This window comes from Nocardia sp. NPDC057353, from assembly GCF_042667085.1.
GTDB lineage: Bacteria > Actinomycetota > Actinomycetes > Mycobacteriales > Mycobacteriaceae > Nocardia.
In genome coordinates, this window is record NZ_JBHVAK010000007.1 from 36,554 (window position 1) to 54,313 (window position 17,760).

General features: G+C 74.1%; 17 protein-coding genes and 1 pseudogene. 10 read left to right on the forward strand and 8 right to left on the reverse strand.

Annotated elements, in window-relative coordinates; all coding sequences use genetic code 11:
* Positions 1 to 68 precede the first annotated feature (68 nt).
* Positions 69 to 784 (forward strand): annotated as a pseudogene (locus ACFUUZ_RS05175) (dienelactone hydrolase family protein).
* Here ACFUUZ_RS05175 and mshC read toward each other — a convergent pair.
* From mshC to ACFUUZ_RS05195, 4 genes are all read right to left on the reverse strand, one after another.
* The gene (mshC, locus tag ACFUUZ_RS05180; protein ID WP_378692708.1) at positions 781 to 2,019 is read right to left on the reverse strand and encodes a cysteine--1-D-myo-inosityl 2-amino-2-deoxy-alpha-D-glucopyranoside ligase; all 1,239 of its coding nucleotides are present in this window, start codon (positions 2,017 to 2,019) and stop codon (positions 781 to 783) included. The pseudogene ACFUUZ_RS05175 and the gene mshC overlap by 4 nt on opposite strands.
* A 175-nt stretch (positions 2,020 to 2,194) precedes the next feature.
* Complete coding sequence (locus ACFUUZ_RS05185) at positions 2,195 to 2,992, reverse strand: SCO1664 family protein (RefSeq protein ID WP_378692710.1); 798 nt, start codon at positions 2,990 to 2,992, stop codon at positions 2,195 to 2,197.
* Positions 2,993 to 2,995: 3 nt separating this feature from the next.
* Complete coding sequence (locus ACFUUZ_RS05190; protein ID WP_378692711.1) at positions 2,996 to 3,583, reverse strand: DUF3090 domain-containing protein; 588 nt, start codon at positions 3,581 to 3,583, stop codon at positions 2,996 to 2,998.
* Between the two features lie 93 nt (positions 3,584 to 3,676).
* Entirely contained in the window at positions 3,677 to 4,423 is a 747-nt protein-coding gene (locus ACFUUZ_RS05195) for a histidine phosphatase family protein (RefSeq protein WP_378692713.1), read from the reverse strand.
* A 255-nt stretch (positions 4,424 to 4,678) separates the two neighbouring features.
* Here ACFUUZ_RS05195 and ACFUUZ_RS05200 point away from each other — a divergent pair, with 255 nt between their 5' ends.
* From ACFUUZ_RS05200 to ACFUUZ_RS05215, 4 genes are all read left to right on the forward strand, one after another.
* On the forward strand, positions 4,679 to 5,656 hold the full coding sequence (locus ACFUUZ_RS05200) for an aldo/keto reductase (protein ID WP_378692715.1): 978 nt from the start codon (positions 4,679 to 4,681) through the stop codon (positions 5,654 to 5,656).
* Positions 5,657 to 5,846: 190 nt separating this feature from the next.
* A complete protein-coding gene (locus ACFUUZ_RS05205) occupies positions 5,847 to 6,878 on the forward strand; it encodes a hemin ABC transporter substrate-binding protein (RefSeq protein WP_378692716.1) in 1,032 nt (343 codons plus the stop codon).
* A 215-nt stretch (positions 6,879 to 7,093) separates the two neighbouring features.
* The gene (locus ACFUUZ_RS05210; RefSeq protein ID WP_378692906.1) at positions 7,094 to 8,167 is read left to right on the forward strand and encodes a FecCD family ABC transporter permease; all 1,074 of its coding nucleotides are present in this window, start codon (positions 7,094 to 7,096) and stop codon (positions 8,165 to 8,167) included.
* Positions 8,168 to 8,298: 131 nt separating this feature from the next.
* The gene (locus ACFUUZ_RS05215) at positions 8,299 to 9,174 is read left to right on the forward strand and encodes a heme ABC transporter ATP-binding protein (RefSeq protein WP_378692908.1); all 876 of its coding nucleotides are present in this window, start codon (positions 8,299 to 8,301) and stop codon (positions 9,172 to 9,174) included.
* Here the strand turns inward: ACFUUZ_RS05215 and ACFUUZ_RS05220 are convergent.
* The 3 genes from ACFUUZ_RS05220 to ACFUUZ_RS05230 are packed head-to-tail and all read right to left on the reverse strand — an operon-like array spanning position 9,137 to position 12,167.
* Complete coding sequence (locus ACFUUZ_RS05220) at positions 9,137 to 11,233, reverse strand: MMPL family transporter (RefSeq protein ID WP_378692718.1); 2,097 nt, start codon at positions 11,231 to 11,233, stop codon at positions 9,137 to 9,139. The two genes, ACFUUZ_RS05215 and ACFUUZ_RS05220, sit on opposite strands and share 38 nt — an antisense overlap.
* A gap of 7 nt (positions 11,234 to 11,240) precedes the next feature.
* Entirely contained in the window at positions 11,241 to 11,786 is a 546-nt protein-coding gene (locus ACFUUZ_RS05225) for a hypothetical protein (RefSeq protein WP_378692720.1), read from the reverse strand.
* Between the two features lie 24 nt (positions 11,787 to 11,810).
* Positions 11,811 to 12,167 (reverse strand): hypothetical protein, encoded by a 357-nt coding sequence (locus ACFUUZ_RS05230; RefSeq protein WP_378692722.1) that lies wholly within the window; start codon positions 12,165 to 12,167, stop codon positions 11,811 to 11,813.
* 218 nt (positions 12,168 to 12,385) lie between these two features.
* On the opposite strand from ACFUUZ_RS05230, the gene ACFUUZ_RS05235 reads away from it, so the two are divergent.
* The 3 genes from ACFUUZ_RS05235 to ACFUUZ_RS05245 are packed head-to-tail and all read left to right on the forward strand — an operon-like array spanning position 12,386 to position 14,726.
* Positions 12,386 to 13,396 (forward strand): YncE family protein, encoded by a 1,011-nt coding sequence (locus tag ACFUUZ_RS05235; RefSeq protein ID WP_378692723.1) that lies wholly within the window; start codon positions 12,386 to 12,388, stop codon positions 13,394 to 13,396.
* Positions 13,396 to 13,650, forward strand: coding sequence for a DUF5703 family protein (locus ACFUUZ_RS05240; RefSeq protein ID WP_067651050.1), 255 nt, complete (start codon positions 13,396 to 13,398; stop codon positions 13,648 to 13,650). The genes ACFUUZ_RS05235 and ACFUUZ_RS05240 overlap by 1 nt, the downstream gene beginning before the upstream one ends.
* Entirely contained in the window at positions 13,650 to 14,726 is a 1,077-nt protein-coding gene (locus ACFUUZ_RS05245) for a quinone-dependent dihydroorotate dehydrogenase (RefSeq protein WP_378692725.1), read from the forward strand. The genes ACFUUZ_RS05240 and ACFUUZ_RS05245 overlap by 1 nt, the downstream gene beginning before the upstream one ends.
* A 1-nt stretch (position 14,727) precedes the next feature.
* Here ACFUUZ_RS05245 and ACFUUZ_RS05250 read toward each other — a convergent pair whose 3' ends face one another.
* Positions 14,728 to 15,177: a hypothetical protein gene (locus ACFUUZ_RS05250; RefSeq protein ID WP_378692727.1), complete on the reverse strand. Its 450-nt coding sequence runs from the start codon at positions 15,175 to 15,177 to the stop codon at positions 14,728 to 14,730.
* Positions 15,178 to 15,461: 284 nt separating this feature from the next.
* On the opposite strand from ACFUUZ_RS05250, the gene ACFUUZ_RS05255 reads away from it, so the two are divergent.
* Together ACFUUZ_RS05255 and ribA are read left to right on the forward strand one after the other, a co-directional pair.
* Positions 15,462 to 16,976 carry a PfkB family carbohydrate kinase gene (locus ACFUUZ_RS05255; protein ID WP_378692729.1) on the forward strand — a complete coding sequence of 505 codons (1,515 nt, stop codon included), beginning with the start codon at positions 15,462 to 15,464 and terminating at the stop codon, positions 16,974 to 16,976.
* Between the two features lie 61 nt (positions 16,977 to 17,037).
* Complete coding sequence (ribA, locus tag ACFUUZ_RS05260) at positions 17,038 to 17,637, forward strand: GTP cyclohydrolase II RibA (RefSeq protein WP_378692731.1); 600 nt, start codon at positions 17,038 to 17,040, stop codon at positions 17,635 to 17,637.
* The last annotated feature ends 123 nt before the right edge of the window (positions 17,638 to 17,760 follow it).

A 17,760-nucleotide genomic window follows, 5' to 3' on the forward strand; every position in this document is an offset into this window, starting at 1 on the left:
GGTCGGGTGTCCGCTTTCGTGACGTTTCGGGTCAGCCCGGTGGCGGGGTGCGGGGGCATACTCGGCGGATGACGCCCGTGCAGCGGTACATCGCCGAAGAGATCGCCACCGACCACGTCGACGGGTTGCTGTCGCGGCGCGAGGCGATGCGGCGGCTGGCGCTGCTCGGGGTGGGCGCGGCGGGGTGCTCGTGGTGCACGAGAACAAGGGGCTGACCGACTGGGCGAGGTCGGTGGCGGGCCGGTTCGCCGGGATCGGGTATTCGGCGCTGGCGATCGATCTGCTCTCCGGGGTGGGCGGGACCGGGGCGTTCGCGGATCCGGCGGCTGTCACGGCGGCGCTGGGCGCGATGGCGCCGGAGCGGTTCGTGGCCGATCTGCGGTCCGGGATTGGGGAGCTGCGGTCGCGGGTGCCGGGGCGGAAGGTGGCGGCGGTCGGGTTCTGTCTGGGTGGCGGGCTGGTGTGGCGGCTGCTGGCGGCGGGGGCGCCGGAGTTGGCGGCGGCGGTGCCGTTCTACGGGCCTGCGCCGGAGAACCCGGATTTCGCGGGGTCGCGGGGGACGGCGGTGCTGGGGTTCTACGGGGAGCGGGACGCGCGGGTGAACGCGACCGAGCCGGTGGCGCGGGCGGCGCTGGAGCGGGCCGGGCTGGTGCACGAGCTGGTGACCGAGCCGGACGCGGACCATGCCTTCTTCAACGACACCGGGGCACGCTACAGCGCGGTGGCGGCGGCGGATGCCTGGCAGCGGACGCAGGACTGGTTCGCCCGCCACCTGGCGGGTTAGAGCGCGATGCCGAGCAGGGCGTCGACGGCGGTGCGGATGGTGCCGGGCGCGTCGCGGTCGGCACCGCCGTAGGCGAGCGCTTGGCGGGCCCATTCATCGACGGCGGCGAGCGCCTTGGGGGTGTCGAGGTCGTCGGCGAGGTGTTGGCGCAGGCGGGCGACGGTGTCCTCGGCGGCAGGGCCCGCGTCCAGGGCGGTCGCTTCGCGCCAGCGGGCGAGGCGTTCTTCGGCGGTTCTCAGGACCGCGTCGGTCCACATGCGGTCCTGGCGGTAGTGGCCCGCGAAGAGGCCGAGGCGCAGGGCGGCGGGGTCGGTGCCCGCGCGGCGCAGGGTGGAGACGAAGACGAGGTTGCCGCGGGATTTGGACATCTTCTCGCCGTCGAGGCCGATGAGGCCGGTGTGTACGTAGTGGCGGGCGAAGCGGCGGCCCGCGCCGAGGGCTTCGCCGTGTGCGACGGAGTATTCGTGGTGCGGGTAGATGAGGTCGGAGCCGCCGCCCTGGACGTCGAACTCGGGGCCGAGTCGGTTCAGGGCGATCGCCGTACACTCGATGTGCCAGCCGGGGCGGCCGGGGCCGAAGGGGGCGGGCCAGGAGGGTTCGCCGTCGCGGGCGGCGCGCCAGAGCAGTGGGTCGATGGAGTCGTGTTTGCCCGGGCGGTCGGGGTCGCCGCCGCGTTCGGCGAAGAGTTGTTCCATGGTGGGCCGGTCGTAGCCGGATTCGTAGCCGAATTGTTCGGTGGCGTCGGCGCGGAAGTAGATGTCGGGGTGTTCGGTGTCCTCGACGGTGTAGGCGGCGCCGGAGGCGAGCAGTTTGCCGACGAGTTCGATCACTTCGTCGACGGATTCGACGGCGCCGATGTAGTCGCGCGGGGGCAGGACGCGCAGGGCGGCCATGTCCTCGCGGAAGAGCTCGATCTCGCGGGTGCCGAGGTCGCGCCAGTCGATGCCGTCGCGGGCGGCGCGTTCGAAGAGCGGGTCGTCGACGTCGGTGATGTTCTGCACGTAGTGCACGTCGTGGCCTGCGTCCCGCCAGAGCCGGTTGACCAGGTCGAAGGTCAGGTAGGTGGCGGCGTGGCCGAGGTGGGTGGCGTCGTAGGGGGTGATCCCGCAGACGTAGAGGCCGGCGGTGGCGCCGGGGGTGACGGGGCGGACGGCGCGGTCGGCGGTGTCGAACAGCCGCAGCGGCGGCCCTGTTCCGGCAACGGTGGGGATGGGGGTATCGGACCAGGACTGCATGGTTCGAGGGTAGAGGTGTGGGCGGGGTCTCGGTGCCGCGCCCCGCTTCCCGGCACACTCGCCGCACCCGGTGCGGGTGGGGCGACCTGCGGCGGGGCGGCGGGGAGGTGAAGTCAACAGTTGGCGTCCGGCAGATTCGCCGGTCACCGGTGCGGGGTGGGGCGGGTGGTCGGGGTCAGAAGGCGGGCCAGGGTATGGGGCGCGCGGTGTCGGGGTGCGGCATGACGGGGTCGTCGAGCAACCGGCGGGCGCGGTCGGTGAGCGCGGTGATCTCGGGGTCGGTGAGGTGGGTGGCGAGGTCGTCGGCGAGTTCGCCGCCGAGTTCCTTGATCAGCCCGGTGATGTCGGGGATCAGGTCGTCGGGGACGGGTTCGCCCGCCCACCCCCACAGCACGGTGCGGAGTTTGTTCTCGGTGTGCAGGCAGATGCCGTGGTCGACGCCGTAGACGGTGCCGTCGGTGCCCTGTAGGGCGTGGCCGCCTTTGCGGTCGGCGTTGTTGACGATGACGTCGAGGACGGCGAGGCGGCGCAGCCTGCTGTCCTCGGAGTGCACGAGCGAGACCTCGGTGCCGCTGGGGTCGACGGCGCGCAGGACTTCGCGGAAGCCGTCGGGGACGACGCCCGCGGGGGTGAGGTCGACGAGGTCGAGGGTGTCGGCGTGGTCGGTGGTGTCGATCCAGCGCTGCACCATGCCGGGCCCGAAGGGGCCGTCGCGCAGGATGGTCTCGGGGACGGTGTGCCAGCCGAGTGCCCTGGCGACGCGGTAGGTGGCGACTTCGCGGCCAGCGAGGGTGCCGTCGGGGAAGTCCCAGAGCGGGCGTTCGCCGCGGACCGGTTTGTAGACAACGCGCAGCGGGGTGTCGGGGTCGGCGGTGGCGATGTCGCAGACCAGGGTGAGGTTGGAGGCGGTGCTGATCCGGCCGAGCACCGCCAGCTCCCCGTCCCGGAACAGCGGGTCGTCGCCGCCGGGCACGGGTTACTCCTCGTCCAGGTCGGCGGCGCCGAAGATGTCGCCGCGCTTGTAGCCGTTGGTGCGCACGCACATGTGCCCGCCCGGGGAGAGCGGTTCGCCGCAGAGCGGGCAGGGTGGGCGGCCCGCGGCGATGACCTTGGTGGAGCGCAGCGCGAATTCGCGGGCCTGGACGGGGGTGAGGAAGACCCGGACGGCGTCGGGGCCCTCCTCGGTGTCGTCGAGCACGACCGATTCGTCGACCTCGGTCTCGGTGATGGCGAGCAGCTCGACGACGACGGCGCCCGCGTCGGCGTCCCAGCCCAACCCCATGGTGCCGACCCGGAACTCGGCGTCGACGGGGGTGACCAGCGGGTCGGTGTCCCCGACGGCCTCGGCCTGCGGCGGCACCTCGGCGCCGAAGCGGCGCGCGACCTCGTCCAGCAGCAGCCCCATCCGGTCGGCGAGCACCTTCACCTGCTGCTTCTCCAGCAGGACGCTGACGACCCTCGGCTCCTGCACGGCCTGGAGATAGAACGCGCGATCGCCCGGTTCACCGACGGTTCCGGCGACGAAGCGATCGGGGGTGCGAAATACGTGGATTGCTCGTGCCATCTGCACCCTCCTCGAACCCTGACCCTCATCGGTTTTCCCCGGCGTGGCGTCCTTTCGGATGCCGGGGCGTGCCGGATGCCCCGTGTGACGTCTCTACAACGGATCGCGGCGCTCCGCATTCCCATTATCCGCGACCGGGTCCGGCGTCACCTCGCCGCCGGGGACCGGGCCGGGCGCGGGGGCCGCGGACTTGCCCGCCCCGGACGGTGCGGTGGCGAGCGCGGAGAGGTCGGTGCCGGTGTCGTTGAGCCGCCACACGTAGGGGGCGTGCGGGGTGTAGCGGACGACGCTGATCGAGGCCGGTTCGACCACGATGCGCTGGAATCCGTCGAGGTGGATGCCGAGCGCGTCGGCGAGCACGGATTTGATGACGTCGCCGTGGGTGCAGGCGACCCAGAGCACGTCGGTGCCGTCGTTGCCGTCGGCGAGGCGGCGGTCGATGTCGCGGATGGCGGTGACGGCGCGGCGCTGCACGTCGGCCAGGCCCTCCCCGTTGGGGAAGACGGCGCCGGAGGCGTGGCGCTGGACCACCGACCAGAGCGGCTCCTCGAGCAGTTCGCTGATCGGGCGGCCGGTCCAGTCGCCGTAGTCGACCTCGAGCAGCCGGTCGTCGTACTCGGGTTCGAGTCCGAGGCGGGCGGCGAGCGGGCCGACGGTGCGCTGGCAGCGCAGCAGCGGGGAGTGCGCGATGTGCCGGATGGGGAGCGCGCCGAGCCGGTCGGCGATCGCGGCGGCCTGTTCGGCGCCGCGGTCGGTGAGTTCGACGCCGGTGCTGCGTCCGGCGAGCGTGCGCGCGGTGTTGGAGGTGGAGACACCGTGGCGCAGCAGGATGACCGTCATGGGGCCAGCCTAGTGCGCGGGCGGTGGAGGCCGCCCGGCTCGCGGCCCGCGGGCCGCTGCTGTCCGAAATATCCGGTCCGGACCGACATTCGGTCTCCCCGGCCCGCCGTGAGCACGCAGCGACAGTACAGGCCGCGCGGGGGCGCCGGTGCGGGGGCCGCCGCGGCACTGTGTGGGACGGTGCGGTGCGGGGTCGGCGCCGCGGCGGCGGTGACGGCTTAGGCTTGGCGCCGTGACGGAAGCGTGGACGCGGTAATGGAACAGCGGACGGCAGGCCGCAGCGGGCTGCGGGTGTCCCGGATGGGCCTGGCCACCCACACCTGGGGTGACCGTACCGGCGCCGACGAGGCGGCGGTGCAGATGACGGCGTTCCTGGACGCGGGCGGCACGCTGGTCGACACCTCCCCCGCCTATGCGGCCGGTGGCGCGCAGCGGGTGCTGGCCGAGCTGCTCGGTGATCTCGTCAACCGTGACGACCTGGTGCTCAGCGGCTGTTCCGGGGTGGTGCCGGTGAGCGCCGCCGAGGACGGGCCCGCGGTGCCGGAGCCGGTGCGGCCCGCGGTGGACGCCTCGCGGCGCGGGCTGCTGGCGCAGCTGGACCGCACGCTGCGCGAGCTCGGCACCGACCACCTGGATCTGTGGAGCGTCGGCGAGTGGGATCCCTACACCCCGCTCGACGAGGTGGCGGGCACGCTCGAGCACGCGGTGCGGGCGGGCAAGGCCAGGTATGTGGGGGTGCGCGGCTTCAGTGCCTGGCAGTTGGCGTCGCTGGCGGCGCTGACCCCGGTGGTGGCCGCGCAGCACCCGTACTCGCTGCTGGCGCGCGGGGCGGAGGAGGATCTGCTGCCCGCGGCCAGGCATCACGGCACCGGGTTGATCGCGGCGACGCCGCTGGCGGGCGGGATCCTGACCGGCAAGTACCGCGACGGGGTGCCCGCCGATTCGCGCGGCGCGGACGAGGCGACCGCGGAGGAGATCAGGCACCGGCTCGACGAGCGCGCGAACCGGGTGGTGGACGCGCTGGTGACGGCGGCGGACGGGTTGGGGACCTCGCCGCTGGCGGTGGCGCTGGCCTGGATCCGGGATCGGCCGGGGGTGTCGAGCATGATCGTGGGGGCGCGCGACATCGGGCAGCTGACCGGGGTGCTGGCGGCCGAGACGCTGGAGTTGCCGCGGGCCATCGCCGCCGCGCTCGACGACGTGAGCGCGCGCCCGGAGACCGGGCACGAGTGAGCCAGGGGCCGCGGCGCGAGTGGCGGTGACCGGTTCGGTGGGTGGTCGGCGCGGCATCGGGAGCGGCGCGGTGGCCGCGGGCCGAGGACGCAGGCTGGGAGCGGCAGGCCCGCCGGGCGGCCGTGGCGGGTGTCGGGTGCCACCGACCGTGCGCCCCACCGCGGGCGGGCCCACCGCTAGCCTGGGCGGCATGAGGTGTCGCGGTCGTGGTCGTTCCTGGGGAATTCGTGCCGTGGTGGCGGTGCTCGCCGTGCTCGCGGCGGCCGGGCTCACCGCGTGCGGGGATTCCGGGGCCGGGGCGGCCGGTGGGCAGCGCGGGCCCGCGACGGCGACGCTGGCCGATCTGGATCCGGTGCCGATCACCCCGGCGCCGGTGCCGGTGCTGCCGGTGACGGTGCGCTCCTTCGACGGCACCGAGGTGACCGTCGGCTCGGCGGATCGGATCGTGGCCGCGGACCGGTACGGCACGCTGGCGCAGACGGTGTGGGCGCTCGGGTTGGGCGCGAACCTGGTGGGGCGCAGCACCGCGGCCGCGTTCCCGGCGGTGCGCGACGTGCCGAACGTGACCGGCGGCAGCGGCTCGCTGAACGTGGAATCGATTCTGGCGCTGCGTCCGACGGTGTTCCTGACCGACACCACCAGCGCCGCGCCCGCGGTGCGCGAGCAGCTGCGCGCGGCGGGGCTCGCGGTGGTCTACTTCGATCCGCAGCGCACCATGGACGGGGTGGTGCCGCAGATCGAGGCGGTCGCCGCGGCGCTCGGGGTGGCGGAGCGCGGCGCGCAGTTGGCGCAGCGCACCAGGGACGAGATCGCGGCCGCGAGCGCGGAGGTACCGCGGCAGGATCCGCCGCTGCGGATCGCGTTCCTGTACCTGCGCTCGACCGCGATCACGATGATCGCCGGGCCGGGTTCGGGGGCGGACGCGCTGATCGCGGCGGTCGGCGGGGTGGACGCGGGGACCGCGGCGGGGGTGAGCGAGCCGTTCACCGCGATCACCAGCGAGGGGATGATCAATGCCGCGCCGGACGTGATCCTGGTGATGACCGACGGGCTGGAGTCGGTCGGCGGGCTGGACGGGCTGGCGAAGGTGCCGGGGATCGCGCAGACCCCGGCCGGGCGGGACCGGCGGGTCGTGGACATGTCGGATGCGGTGCTGCTGTCCTTCGGCCCCAACACGGGCCGGGTGGTGGCGGCGCTCAGCGACGCCGTCTACGGCGCATGAGCGGGGAATCCGGCCCGGATTCGGTCCCGGACGCGCGGGTCGGGCTCGCGAAGCCCGGCCCGGGTGAGCCGGGTGCCGCGAAATCCGGTGCGCGCGGCGGGGCTGAGCCCGGCGTGACCTCCGCGGCGAATGAGCTCGGACGGGCCGGTGTGTCGGGGCGCAGCGACATCCCACCGCTGGTGAACGCGGAGGCACCGGCGGGCGCGGCTGCGCTCATGCCGCACTCCCCCGCCCCGGTCGCGCCGCGCAGCCGCGGGGTGTCGCGGATCGCGGTCGTCTCGGTCGTGGCGGTGGCCGCGCTGGTCGCGTTGGCGCTGCTGTCGGCGACGCTCGGCCAGGTGCCGACGACACCGGCGGAGGTGGCGGGCAGCGTCATGCACCGGCTGGGGCTGGCGTGGGGTCCACTGCCCGCGCACCCCTCCGGTGAGGTGACGCTGTGGGAGGTGCGGTTCCCGCGGGTGCTGCTGGCGGCGTTCGTCGGTGCCGCGCTCGCCACGGCGGGCGCGCTGCTGCAGGGGGTGTTCGCCAATCCGCTGGCCGAGCCGGGGGTGATCGGGGTCTCGGCGGGCGCGGCGGTGGGCGCGGGCACGGTGATCGTGGTCGGTGGGGCGTTCGTGGCGGCGTGGTCGGTGGCGGCGGCGGCGTTCGCGGCGGGGTTGGCCACGACCATGCTGGTGTATCTGCTGGCCCGCTCGGGTGGGCGCACCGAGGTGGTGACGCTGGTGCTGACCGGGGTGGCGATCAATGCCTTCGCCGGTGGGCTGCTGGCGTTCCTGCTGTTCGTGGCGCAGCCCGCGGCGCGCGATCAGATCGTGTTCTGGCAGCTGGGCAGTTTGAACGGTGCGACCTGGGACGCGGTCGGGATCGTCGCGACGCTGACCACGGTCGGGGTGGGGGCGGCGGTGCTGGTGGCGCGGAGGTTGGATCTGCTGGCGCTGGGCGAGTCGGTGGCCAGGCATCTCGGGGTCGATGTGGAGCGGTTGCGGGCGGTCGTGATCGCGGTGGTGGCGCTGCTGGCCACGGCGGGGGTGGCGTTCACCGGGATCATCATGTTCGTGGGGTTGGTGGTGCCGCACGTGGTGCGGATGCTGGTCGGGCCCGCGCACCGGGTGCTGATCCCGCTCAGCGCGGTGTTCGGGGCGGTGGTGCTGCTCGCGGCCGACGTCGGCGCGCGCACCCTGGTGCACAATGCCGACCTGCCGCTGGGCATGCTGACCTCGCTGGTCGGCGGGCCGTTCTTCTTCTGGCTGCTCCGCCGCACCCGCGCCAGGTCGGGAGGGTGGGCGTGAGCGCCGCGGCGGGCGGGCAGGTGCCCGCGGGGAAGCCGTCCGGAGGACACTCCGCGGTGGACCCCGGCCCGGGACATACCGACCCGACGAGCGCAGCCCCGGCGAAGCCCGGCTCCGGCGGCATCGGGTCGGTGAAGGCGGGACCGGTCGGCCGTCTCCTCGGCCGTTCGCGGCCGCTGCCCGCACTCCCCGCGCCGGGCACCGTGACCCTGCGCGCCCGCGGCCTCACCGTCGCCCGCGGCGCGCGGGAGATCCTGCGCGAGGTGGACTTCGAGGTCGCCGCCGGGGAGGTCGTCGCCCTGGTCGGCCCGAACGGGGCCGGTAAGTCGACGCTGCTGGCCGCGCTGGCGGGCGAGCTGCCCGCCACCGCCGGCGCGGTCGAGCTGGACGGCAGCCCGGTCACGGCGTGGTCGACGCTGGACATGGCGCGCAGGCGCGCGGTGCTGCCGCAGAGCCACACCGTCGGGTTCCCGTTCACCGCCCGCGAGGTGGTCGCGATGGGGCGGGCGCCGTGGGCGGGCACCGACCGCGACCGCGGTGACGACGCGGCGATCGCGGCCGCGCTGGCCGCGGCCGACGTCGGCCACCTGGCCGGGCGCGCCTTCCCGACGCTGTCCGGCGGCGAGCGGGCTCGGGTCGCGCTGGCCAGGGTGCTCGCCCAGGACACCGCGACGCTGCTGCTCGACGAGCCCACCGCCGCCTTGGACCTGGGGCATCAGGAGGCCGTGCTGGGGTTGGCCCGCGACCGGGCGCGGGCCGGTGCCGCGGTGGTGATCGTGGTGCACGACCTCGGCATCGCGGCCGCCTACGCCGATCGGGTGGCGGTGCTCGACGACGGCAGGGTGGCCGCCGACGGGGCGCCGCGCGCGGTGCTGACCACCGCGCTGCTCAGCGCCGTGTACCGGCACCCGGTGGAGGTGATCGACCACCCGGTGACCGGCGCGCAGCTGGTGCTGCCGGTGCGCGCGGTCAGCGCCGCCACACCAGCTTCAGCACCGCGGGGGTGAGCAGCATCCGGATGACGGTGGCGTCCAGGACCAGCGCGGCGATCATGCCGTAGGCGATGTACTTCATGAGCGCCAGGTCGGAGAAGCCGAACGCGCCGGTGACCACGATGAGGATGGCCGCGGCCGAGGTGATCACCCCGCCGGTGTGGGCGATGCCGTAGCGGATGGCCTCGGGTGGGTCGGCGCCCGCGGCGCGCGCCTCGGCCATCCGGGACTGCAGGAACACCTCGTAGTCGGTGGAGAGCCCGAAGATCACGCAGACGATGAGGACCAGCGCCGCGAACATGAGCGGGCCGGGGGTGAAGCGCAGCAGCTCCGAGCCGTGGCCCTGGACGAACAGCCAGGTCAGCAGCCCGAGGGTGGAGACGAGGCTGAGCGCGCTCATCGCCACCGCCTTCACCGCGAGCACCATCGACCGGAACGCGGCGTACATGAGGGCCAGGGAGGCGCTGACCAGGATCAGCACCAGCCAGGGTAGCCCGCGCAGCAGGCCGTTGATGCTGTCGCGTTCCAGGGCGGGCACCCCGGCCACGTACAGGCGGACGCCGTCGGGTTGCGGGATCTCGCGCAGGGCGCGGACCACCCGGTCGGCGTCGCGGTCCTCGCGCAGCCCGGCGCTGAGCACGTTGACGTCGTCGCGGGTGGCGGCGGCGGGTTCGAAGCGGCCGGTGAGGCCGGGGACCTGGTTGGCGGCCCAGCGGATGTCGGCGAGCTGCTGCGGGTCGGCGCCGACGACGACGAGCTTGATCGGTTCCAGCCGCAGCCCGGGGAAGAGTTCGTCGAAGCGTTCCTGGGCGACCCGGGCGGGGTGTTCGCGGTCGAGGTAGCGTTCGCTGAGCCCGCCGAACTCGATGTGCCGGAACGGGGCACTGAGCAGCGCGATGCCGAGCAGCACCGGCACGATCACCAGCCACGGGCGGCGCATGGCGAACAGCGCGAGCCGGGAGAAGAACCCGGCGTCGATCTGGGCCTCGGTCTTGGTGCGGGAGAACCGTTTCCAGCCCCACAGGTCGATGCGGTGCCCGACGATGCCGAGCAGCGCGGGCAGCGCGGTCACCGAGAGCGCGGCGGCGATCAGCACCGAGGAGATGCCGCCGTAGGGCACCGAGCGCAGCACCCCGTTGGGGTAGATGAAGAGCGCGCCGAGGCTGATCGCGACGATCAGGGCGGAGAAGAGCACGGTGCGCCCGGCGGTGGCGACGGTGCGGGCCACCGCCTCCTCGACGTCGCGGCCCGCGGCGAGCTCCTCCCGGAACCGGGTGACGGCGAAGAGGCCGTAGTCGATGGCGAGGCCGAGGCTGACCAGGGTGACGACGGCGCCCGCGAAGACGTTGACGTCGATGTAGTCGGTGAGCCCGCGCATGACGCCCTGCCCGGCCAGGATCGTCATGCCGCCGACCAGGACCGGGAGCAGCGCGCCGACGATGCCGCCGAAGACGAAGTACAGCAGGATCGCGACCAGGGGCAGCGCGATGACCTCGGCGCGGCGGATGTCGTCCTGCATACCGGTGTTGATGCCCTCGACGACCGGTTGCAGCCCGGCCAGCTGCACGGTGGTGCCGCCCGGGCCGGTGCCGTCGCCGTTCGCGCCGAGCGCGGGTTTGAGCGCGAGGAAGTTCTCGATCGCCTCGGTGCCCTGTTCGCGCAGGCCGACCACGGCGAAGGCGACGGTGCGGGTCTCGTCGGTGGCGGAGGCGGCGAACGGGCTGTCCCAGTAGCTGTCGATCTTGGCGACCCGGTCGGGGTGCTGTTCGCGGAGTTCGGTGAGTGCGGCGGTGACCGGGCCGCGGACCTGCGGGTCGTCGACGGTGCTGCCCGCGGGGGCGGTGAAGAGCAGGATCAGGTCGCTGTCGGTGTCGCGGCCGAAGGTGTCGTCGGCGATCTTCGATCCGGCGACCGATTCGCTGCTCTCGTCGAACCAGCCCTCCTGGGTCAGGTGGTCGCCGAGGTCGCGGCCGTACCAGCCGGTGACGAGCACGGCGAACACGCACAGCGCGAGGACCGCGAAGCGGTGGCGGAAGACGAACCTGCCCCACCGCAGGGAGCCGGAGTGCAGCACGCGCGCCTCAGCCGCAGGCGGGGGTGCGGTAGTCGGCCGAGCGCAGGATGCCGCACAGGTCGGTGCGCGAGATCTTCCACTGACCGTCGAGGTAGACGAAGTGCACGACGGTGGTGCGGATGTTGCTGCCGGTCCCGTCCTTGTCCAGGCGCAGGGTGGCGGTGAGGGTGCCGTCGCGGTTGTCGAAGACCGGGTCGGTGACGCCGTAGACGGCGCGCGGGTTGTCCTGCAGCGCCTTGTACATGTCCGGGATGGCGTCGCGGAAGGCGTCGCCGTCCTCGATCAGGGCGGTGCGCTCGGCGTCGGGCAGGGCGGGGTCGAGCGCGCTCTTGATCCTGGCGTCGAGCTCGGCCGCGGTGGGGATGTGCCGGTTGGCGATCTCGGAGGAGGTGGCGGCGATCGAGGAGGTGACCGCGGCGTTGGCGGAGGAGCGGGCGGCGGCGACGGCGCTCTCGTCCACGCCGTCGCCGCAGGCGGCGAGGGTGAACACGACAGCGGTGGCGGCCGCGGCGCCGAGCGCGCGGCGGATGGGGCGGTGCGGTGTGGGAAGCATCACCTACAGGGATACCGTATGGGGTCAGCGGCCGTCGATGACGGCCCCCAGCCGTCCCAGAAGGGCGCGCACGATCGTGGGTTCGCCGCCTGCGGCGCCGGGCAGCGGGGTCGCGGCGGGCAGCAGGTCGCGCACGAGCGCGGTGACGCTGCGCGCGTCGTCGAGGTCGATGTCGGTGACGGGGGTGTCGGCGGCCGCGAGCACGTCCTCGGGGCCGGGAACGGCCAGGTCGGGGGTGTGCCGGTATATTTCCACGAAGAGAGTGGACCGGACGGTCCGGAACGCGAAGGGGTGGCCATCGGCGGTGGTTCCGAAGCCGTGCGCGAACGGGCCGACGGTGAGGTCGTCGACGGTGAAGCCGGATGATCGGTCGGGCGGCAACCGGGTCTCCCTGGGTCGGTGGGGGTCACCTTGACGGTAACCCCCGGGCGAACGGTCGAAACACCGTCGCGGCCGGGGCCCGGCGCAGCGATGTTGCGTCATCATGGGTCGATGCGGTCTTCTCGTATGTCGGCCCCGGCGGGGCGGGCGTTTCGCGCCGGGTGAGTGCTCGGTCCGGTGCGGTGTCGCAGGTGAGCGGTGGAAAGGGAGGGCGGCGGATGCGTCCGGTTGGTTCGCTGGCGGCGGGGCTGGTGGCGCTGGCCCTGCTCACCGGCTGCTCGGGGGACGGGTCCGGCCCCGACGTCCCCACCCGCGTCCCGGCCACCCCCGCCGCCGCTCCGGCGCCCGCGGTCCCGCCCGCCGGGCGTACCGCGCTGGCGGGCTCCTCCTACACGCTGCTCGCCGCCGAACCCGGCAGCGGGCTGCTCGCCGCCGCCGCGGGCACCAGGCTCGACGTGCTCGACCCCGCCGACGACCCGGTCGCGGTCGCCCGCACGCTCACCCTGCCCGGGGCGGCCGCCGCGCTGGTGCCCGGCCGCCCGGGCGAGCTGCTGGCCGCGGTGCCCGGCGCGGTGGTGCGGGTCGAGCCCGCCACCGGGGCGAGCACCGAGGTGCCGGTCGACGGTGACGTGCGCAGCGTCTCCCCCGGCCCGGACGGCACCCTGGTCGTCGGCACCGCCGACGGGCAGGTCCGCACCCTCGGCCCGGACGGCGCCGTCCGCGCCGCCGCGGACGGGCTGGTCACCGCCGACGCGCTCGCCGTCATCGGCGGCGAGGTCGCCGTGCTGGACCGGCACCAGAGCCTGATCGCCGAGCTCGACACCGGCGCCGACCGGCTCGGGCTGCGGCTGCGCGCCGGGGACGGCGCCACCACCCTGATCGCCGATGCGCAGGGACGGGTCCTGGTCACCGACCCCGAGCACGGGGAACTGCTGGTCTACACCACCGCGCCGCTCGTGCTGCGGCAGCGCTTCCCGGTAGGCTCCTCGCCCTACGCAGTCGCCTACGACGCCGGGTCGGACACCGTGTGGGTGTCGTGCACGCAGAGCAACGAGGTCGTCGGATTCGATCTCGGCACCGGGATACCGGTGGAGGTGGACCGTCGTCCGACGGTCCGGCAGCCGGACGCGCTCGCCGTCGACGCGGGCACCGGCGACCTGTTCGTGGCCTCGGCCGCAGGCGGCGGCGTCCAGCGGATCGCCGCGACGGATCGGAAGAGAGGTCAGTGATGGCGCCGAAGCATCGGAGTTCGCGAACCGCGCTCCCCGCGGGCTGGGAGACCAGCGGCGACGACTACGAGTACGTGCCGCTGCGGCTGCCCCCCGAGGTCACCAGGGTGACGGCCTCCATGCGGCTGGCCATCCAGGCCGAGTACGGCGGCTGGGAGCTGTCCCGGGTCCGCGCCTACACCGACGGCAGCCGCCGCGTGCTGCTGCGCAGGCGCCGCAACGCCGCGCTACCCGAGTCCGAACCGGGGATCTGATGTACGGCCTGCTGCTGCGCCTGATGTTCCTGCTTCCGCCGGAGCGGGCCCACCACACCGCCTTCGCGCTCATGCGGTGGGCGACCCGGATCCCGCCGCTGCGCGCGGTGCTGCACCGGGTCCTCGCCGTGCGTGACCCGATCCTGGGCACCACCGCCTTCGGGGTGCGGTTCCCCGCCCCGCTCGGGCTCGCGGCCGGGTTCGACAAGAACGCCGACGGGGTCGGGGCCTGGACCCCGCTCGGGTTCGGCTTCGCCGAGATCGGCACCGTCACCGCGCACGCCCAACCCGGCAACCCGGCCCCCCGGCTGTTCCGGCTGCCCGCCGATCGTGCCCTGATCAACCGGATGGGGTTCAACAACGACGGCGCCGCCCGCGCGGCCGACCGGTTGCGCGGGCGCCGCCCCGGCGTGCCCATCGGCGCCAATATCGGCAAGACCAAGGCCACCCCGGCCGCGGAGGCCGCCGCCGACTACGCCACCAGCGCCGCGCTGCTCGGCCCGCACGCCGACTTCGTCGTCGTCAATGTCAGCTCGCCCAACACCCCCGGGCTGCGCGACCTGCAGGCCGTGGCGTCGCTGCGGCCGCTGCTGCGCGCCGTGCTCGACACCGTCACCGTCCCGGTCCTGGTCAAGATCGCCCCCGACCTGTCCGACGACGACATCGACGCCGTCGCCGATCTCGCGCTCGAGCTCGGGCTGGCCGGGATCGTCGCCACCAACACCACCATCGGGCGCGCCGGGCTGGCCACCCCGGCCGGGCAGGTCGAGGCCTGCGGGGCCGGTGGGCTGTCCGGGCCGCCGGTCGCCGACCGCTCGCTCGAGGTGCTGCGCAGGCTCTACCGGCGCGTCGGCGGGCAGCTGGTGCTGGTCTCGGTGGGCGGGATCGAGACCGTGGATCAGGCGTGGGAGCGGATCCTGGCCGGGGCGAGCCTGCTGCAGGGCTACACCGGGTTCATCTACGGCGGGCCGTTCTGGGCGCGGCGCATCCACCGCGGGATCGCCGCGCGGCTGCGCGCCGCAGGCTACCGGGAGCTGTCCGAGGCCGTCGGCGCCGAGCACGTCACCTCGGCCTGAGTCAGGGCGAGACCACCGGCGGCTCGGTGTGCGGAAGCGGGCCGGTCAGGTACTGCGGCCCGGGCGCCCGGTCGTGCCTGCGGACCTTCCGCGGCACCCCGATGTCGCCGCCCCGCGCCCCCTCGGCGGGCTCGCCGGGCGTGATCTCGGCGCCCGCGCGCGCCGTCCTGGCCGCCATCCGCGTGGCCAGCAGCAGCAGTGCCTGGGCGAACACCATGCCGAGGCGGTGCGCCCGCTCCTGCATCAGCGCGAACGCCATCGGGTCGCCGACCAGCGCGGGATCGGACACCAGCGCGTCCAGCTCCATCCCCGCCATGGCCTGCTCGCGGGTGAGCGGGCGCTCCGGCAGCCAGCTCAACCGCCACGCGGCAGCTCCCCCGGAAGACACCAGGTACGCGTACTCCGGGGAGACGTCGCTGGTCATGTCCGATTCGGTGACGCGGATTGGCATGATCCCTCCTCGCCGGCCCCTCCGGGCCTCTTCCCCGACGGGAGGAGCCGATCCCAGTGTGACAGTTGCCGCGGAAAGCGGTCAATTGCCAACGAGTCATGGGAATTGACAGGTGAACAGTGGCGTAAACCTGCTGTCATGCCGGATGGACAGCGGGAATCCGGCTGCGCGGGAGGATAATTGGCAGTCGTTGCCGATTCGCGACCTGTTTGCCCGCCCGCGAGCGCGCGCGCGACGGCAAATGGCACTGTATGTTGGAGGCGCGGTGGCGGGAGGTGAGCGCGGTGAGCGGGCCGGTCGACGGACAGGTGGTCGCTGTCCGACAGATCCTCACCCGGCTCGGCAAGCGGTCCGGGCTCAGCGCCGAACGGGTCCGCACCACCGAGATCGACGTCGAACCGCTGCTGCGGCTTCCGGCCGTGCGCACCTACGCCAGGCAGGCGGGCATCGACTCCGCCGAGGCGGTGCTGCCCGTGGTCAGGGAGGTCGCCCGCCGCCTCTCCCCCACCGACCGGCTCGTCGTCGACGCCGCGCTCGCGCTCGGGCTGATCGAGCCGGGCGCGGCCGAGGTCGACACCGCCCGCCTCTACGCCGCCGACCTCGGCGAACGCCGCGTCTACCTGACCGAGGCCTGGCAGTTGCTGCACGCCGCGCTCGGCGCCCGCCCGGTGCCGTCGGCGCCCAGCGTGCGCACCCTGCGCGTCACCCCCGAGCAGCGCGCCTTCACCGCGCTGGCCGCCGAACTCGTCGACGACCTCGCCCGCAACGGCAAGGGCCCGCTGCTGCCCGGGGTCTCCGAGCAGGCCGACGAACTCGTCGCGAGCTACGGCTCCGCGGGCACCGTCACCGTGCTCGGCAACGCCGTCGTCGACCACCTCTACCGCACCGACCGGCTCCCCGCCGAGGGCATCTCGGTCCGCGGCCGGTTCGAGGAGCGCATCGGCGGCAAGGGGCTCAACCGCGCCGTCGCCGCGGCCCGGCTCGGCATGGAGGCGCGGCTGCTCGCCGCGATCGGCGACGACGACGCGGGCAGGCGGATCCTGGCCCGGCTCGCCGACGAGGACGTCGACACCACCTTCGTCCGGACCGTGGCCGGGCACGCCACCGAGGTCGCGGCGCTGATCGTCACCCGGCAGGGCGCCGCGTTCACCATCGGCGCCGACGGCGACCGGGTCCAGCTCGCCCCCCAGGACCTGCTCGCCCCCGCCGTCGCCGCCGCGCTCGTCAGCTCCGACGTGGTCGTGCTGACCCTGGAATCGCCGCTGCCCGTGGTCGAACAGGCGCTGGCCGTGCTGCGCAGCGTGCCGCGCCCGCCCTTCGTCGTCCTGCACGCCGCGCCGCCGCCGCGCCGCCCCGCCAGCCTCTACCAGTTCCTCGACGGCGTCGACTTCGTCGTCGGCAACCCGCGCGAACTCGACCGGCTGGTCTCGGCCGACGACTGGCCCGACGACAACCGCCCGGTCCGCGACTTCGACGGCGAGGTGGCGCTGCAACTGCTCGCGCTCGGCGTGCGGACCGTCTGCGCGATCGAGGGCTTCGCCTGCAGGCTGCGCGGCGCGCACGGCGACCTCGACATCGACCGGCCGCGCCGCGCCGTGCTGCGCGACGCGCCCGGCGCGCACGCCGCCTTCTGCGGCGCGCTCGCCTACCAGTTGGTCGTCACCGGCGGGCACCCGGATTTCGCCTGGGTGTGCGCGGCCATGGCGGCGACGCAGGCGCTCGCGGGCGATGTCCCCGAGGCGATGCCGTACAAGGCCGCGATCGACCGGATGGTGGACCGGCCCCGCGCCGCGGACTGAGGTACTTTGAGCCGGTCCACGCGGCCCCGCGAGACCGACACCCGCTTCGGAGGAAGCTCATTTGACCACGATCGCGCCCGGCCAGTTCGACGCCGCCCATCGGAGCTCGCGCCGCGGGCGCGAACTCGCCGTCCGAGTCGTCGAACTCGCCGACGCCGTCGACGGCGGGCACCTGCTGATCTTCGGCACCCTCACCGACGGCTGCCTGGTCCGCCTGCACTCGCGCTGCCTCTACGGCGACGTGCTCGGCTTCGAGGACTGCGACTGCGGCCCCGAGCTGCAGGCCGCCATGGACGCCATCCAGGACGAGGGGGCCGGGGTTCTGATCTACCTCGAGCAGGAGGGGCGCGGGGCCGGGCTGCGGAACAAGGCCCGCGGAATCGGGCTCGGGCAGCGGACCGGCCTGGACACCTACGACAGCTACCACCGGCTCGGATTGCGCGAGGACGCACGGGATTTCGAGGTCGCCGCGCTCGGGCTGGCCGGGCTCGGGCTGAGCGCGGTGCGGCTCATGACCAACAACCCGGACAAGGTCGCCGCCGTGCGCGCGGCCGGGATCGCGGTGGAGCGGGTCGCGCTGCACACCGTGCCGCGCTCGGACGCCGCCCGCCGGTACCTGGCGGCGAAGCGGACCAGGCGGGGGCACCTGCTGCCCGAGTAGAAACCCGAATCCGGACGTTCCGGGCGGGCGTTTCGCTACGATCGACGTGACCCACAGCACTTCTGCGCACCCTGCCGGCTGACACGGTGACATACGATCATCGCCATTCTGTCAGGGCAGCGT

What these genes read in the sequence shown, in the direction of transcription:
- ACFUUZ_RS05200 (WP_378692715.1), top strand. Translation starts at nt 4,679, where the DNA reads ATGGAACAGCGGACGGCAGGCCGCAGCGGGCTGCGGGTGTCCCGGATG.
- mshC (WP_378692708.1), bottom strand. Translation starts at nt 2,019, where the DNA reads ATGCAGTCCTGGTCCGATACCCCCATCCCCACCGTTGCCGGAACAGGG.
- ACFUUZ_RS05250 (WP_378692727.1), bottom strand. Translation starts at nt 15,177, where the DNA reads ATGCCAATCCGCGTCACCGAATCGGACATGACCAGCGACGTCTCCCCG.
- ACFUUZ_RS05245 (WP_378692725.1), top strand. Translation starts at nt 13,650, where the DNA reads ATGTACGGCCTGCTGCTGCGCCTGATGTTCCTGCTTCCGCCGGAGCGG.
- ACFUUZ_RS05210 (WP_378692906.1), top strand. Translation starts at nt 7,094, where the DNA reads ATGCCGCACTCCCCCGCCCCGGTCGCGCCGCGCAGCCGCGGGGTGTCG.
- ACFUUZ_RS05240 (WP_067651050.1), top strand. Translation starts at nt 13,396, where the DNA reads ATGGCGCCGAAGCATCGGAGTTCGCGAACCGCGCTCCCCGCGGGCTGG.
- ACFUUZ_RS05235 (WP_378692723.1), top strand. Translation starts at nt 12,386, where the DNA reads ATGCGTCCGGTTGGTTCGCTGGCGGCGGGGCTGGTGGCGCTGGCCCTG.
- ACFUUZ_RS05195 (WP_378692713.1), bottom strand. Translation starts at nt 4,423, where the DNA reads ATGACGGTCATCCTGCTGCGCCACGGTGTCTCCACCTCCAACACCGCG.
- ACFUUZ_RS05205 (WP_378692716.1), top strand. Translation starts at nt 5,847, where the DNA reads ATGAGGTGTCGCGGTCGTGGTCGTTCCTGGGGAATTCGTGCCGTGGTG.
- ACFUUZ_RS05225 (WP_378692720.1), bottom strand. Translation starts at nt 11,786, where the DNA reads ATGCTTCCCACACCGCACCGCCCCATCCGCCGCGCGCTCGGCGCCGCG.
- ACFUUZ_RS05190 (WP_378692711.1), bottom strand. Translation starts at nt 3,583, where the DNA reads ATGGCACGAGCAATCCACGTATTTCGCACCCCCGATCGCTTCGTCGCC.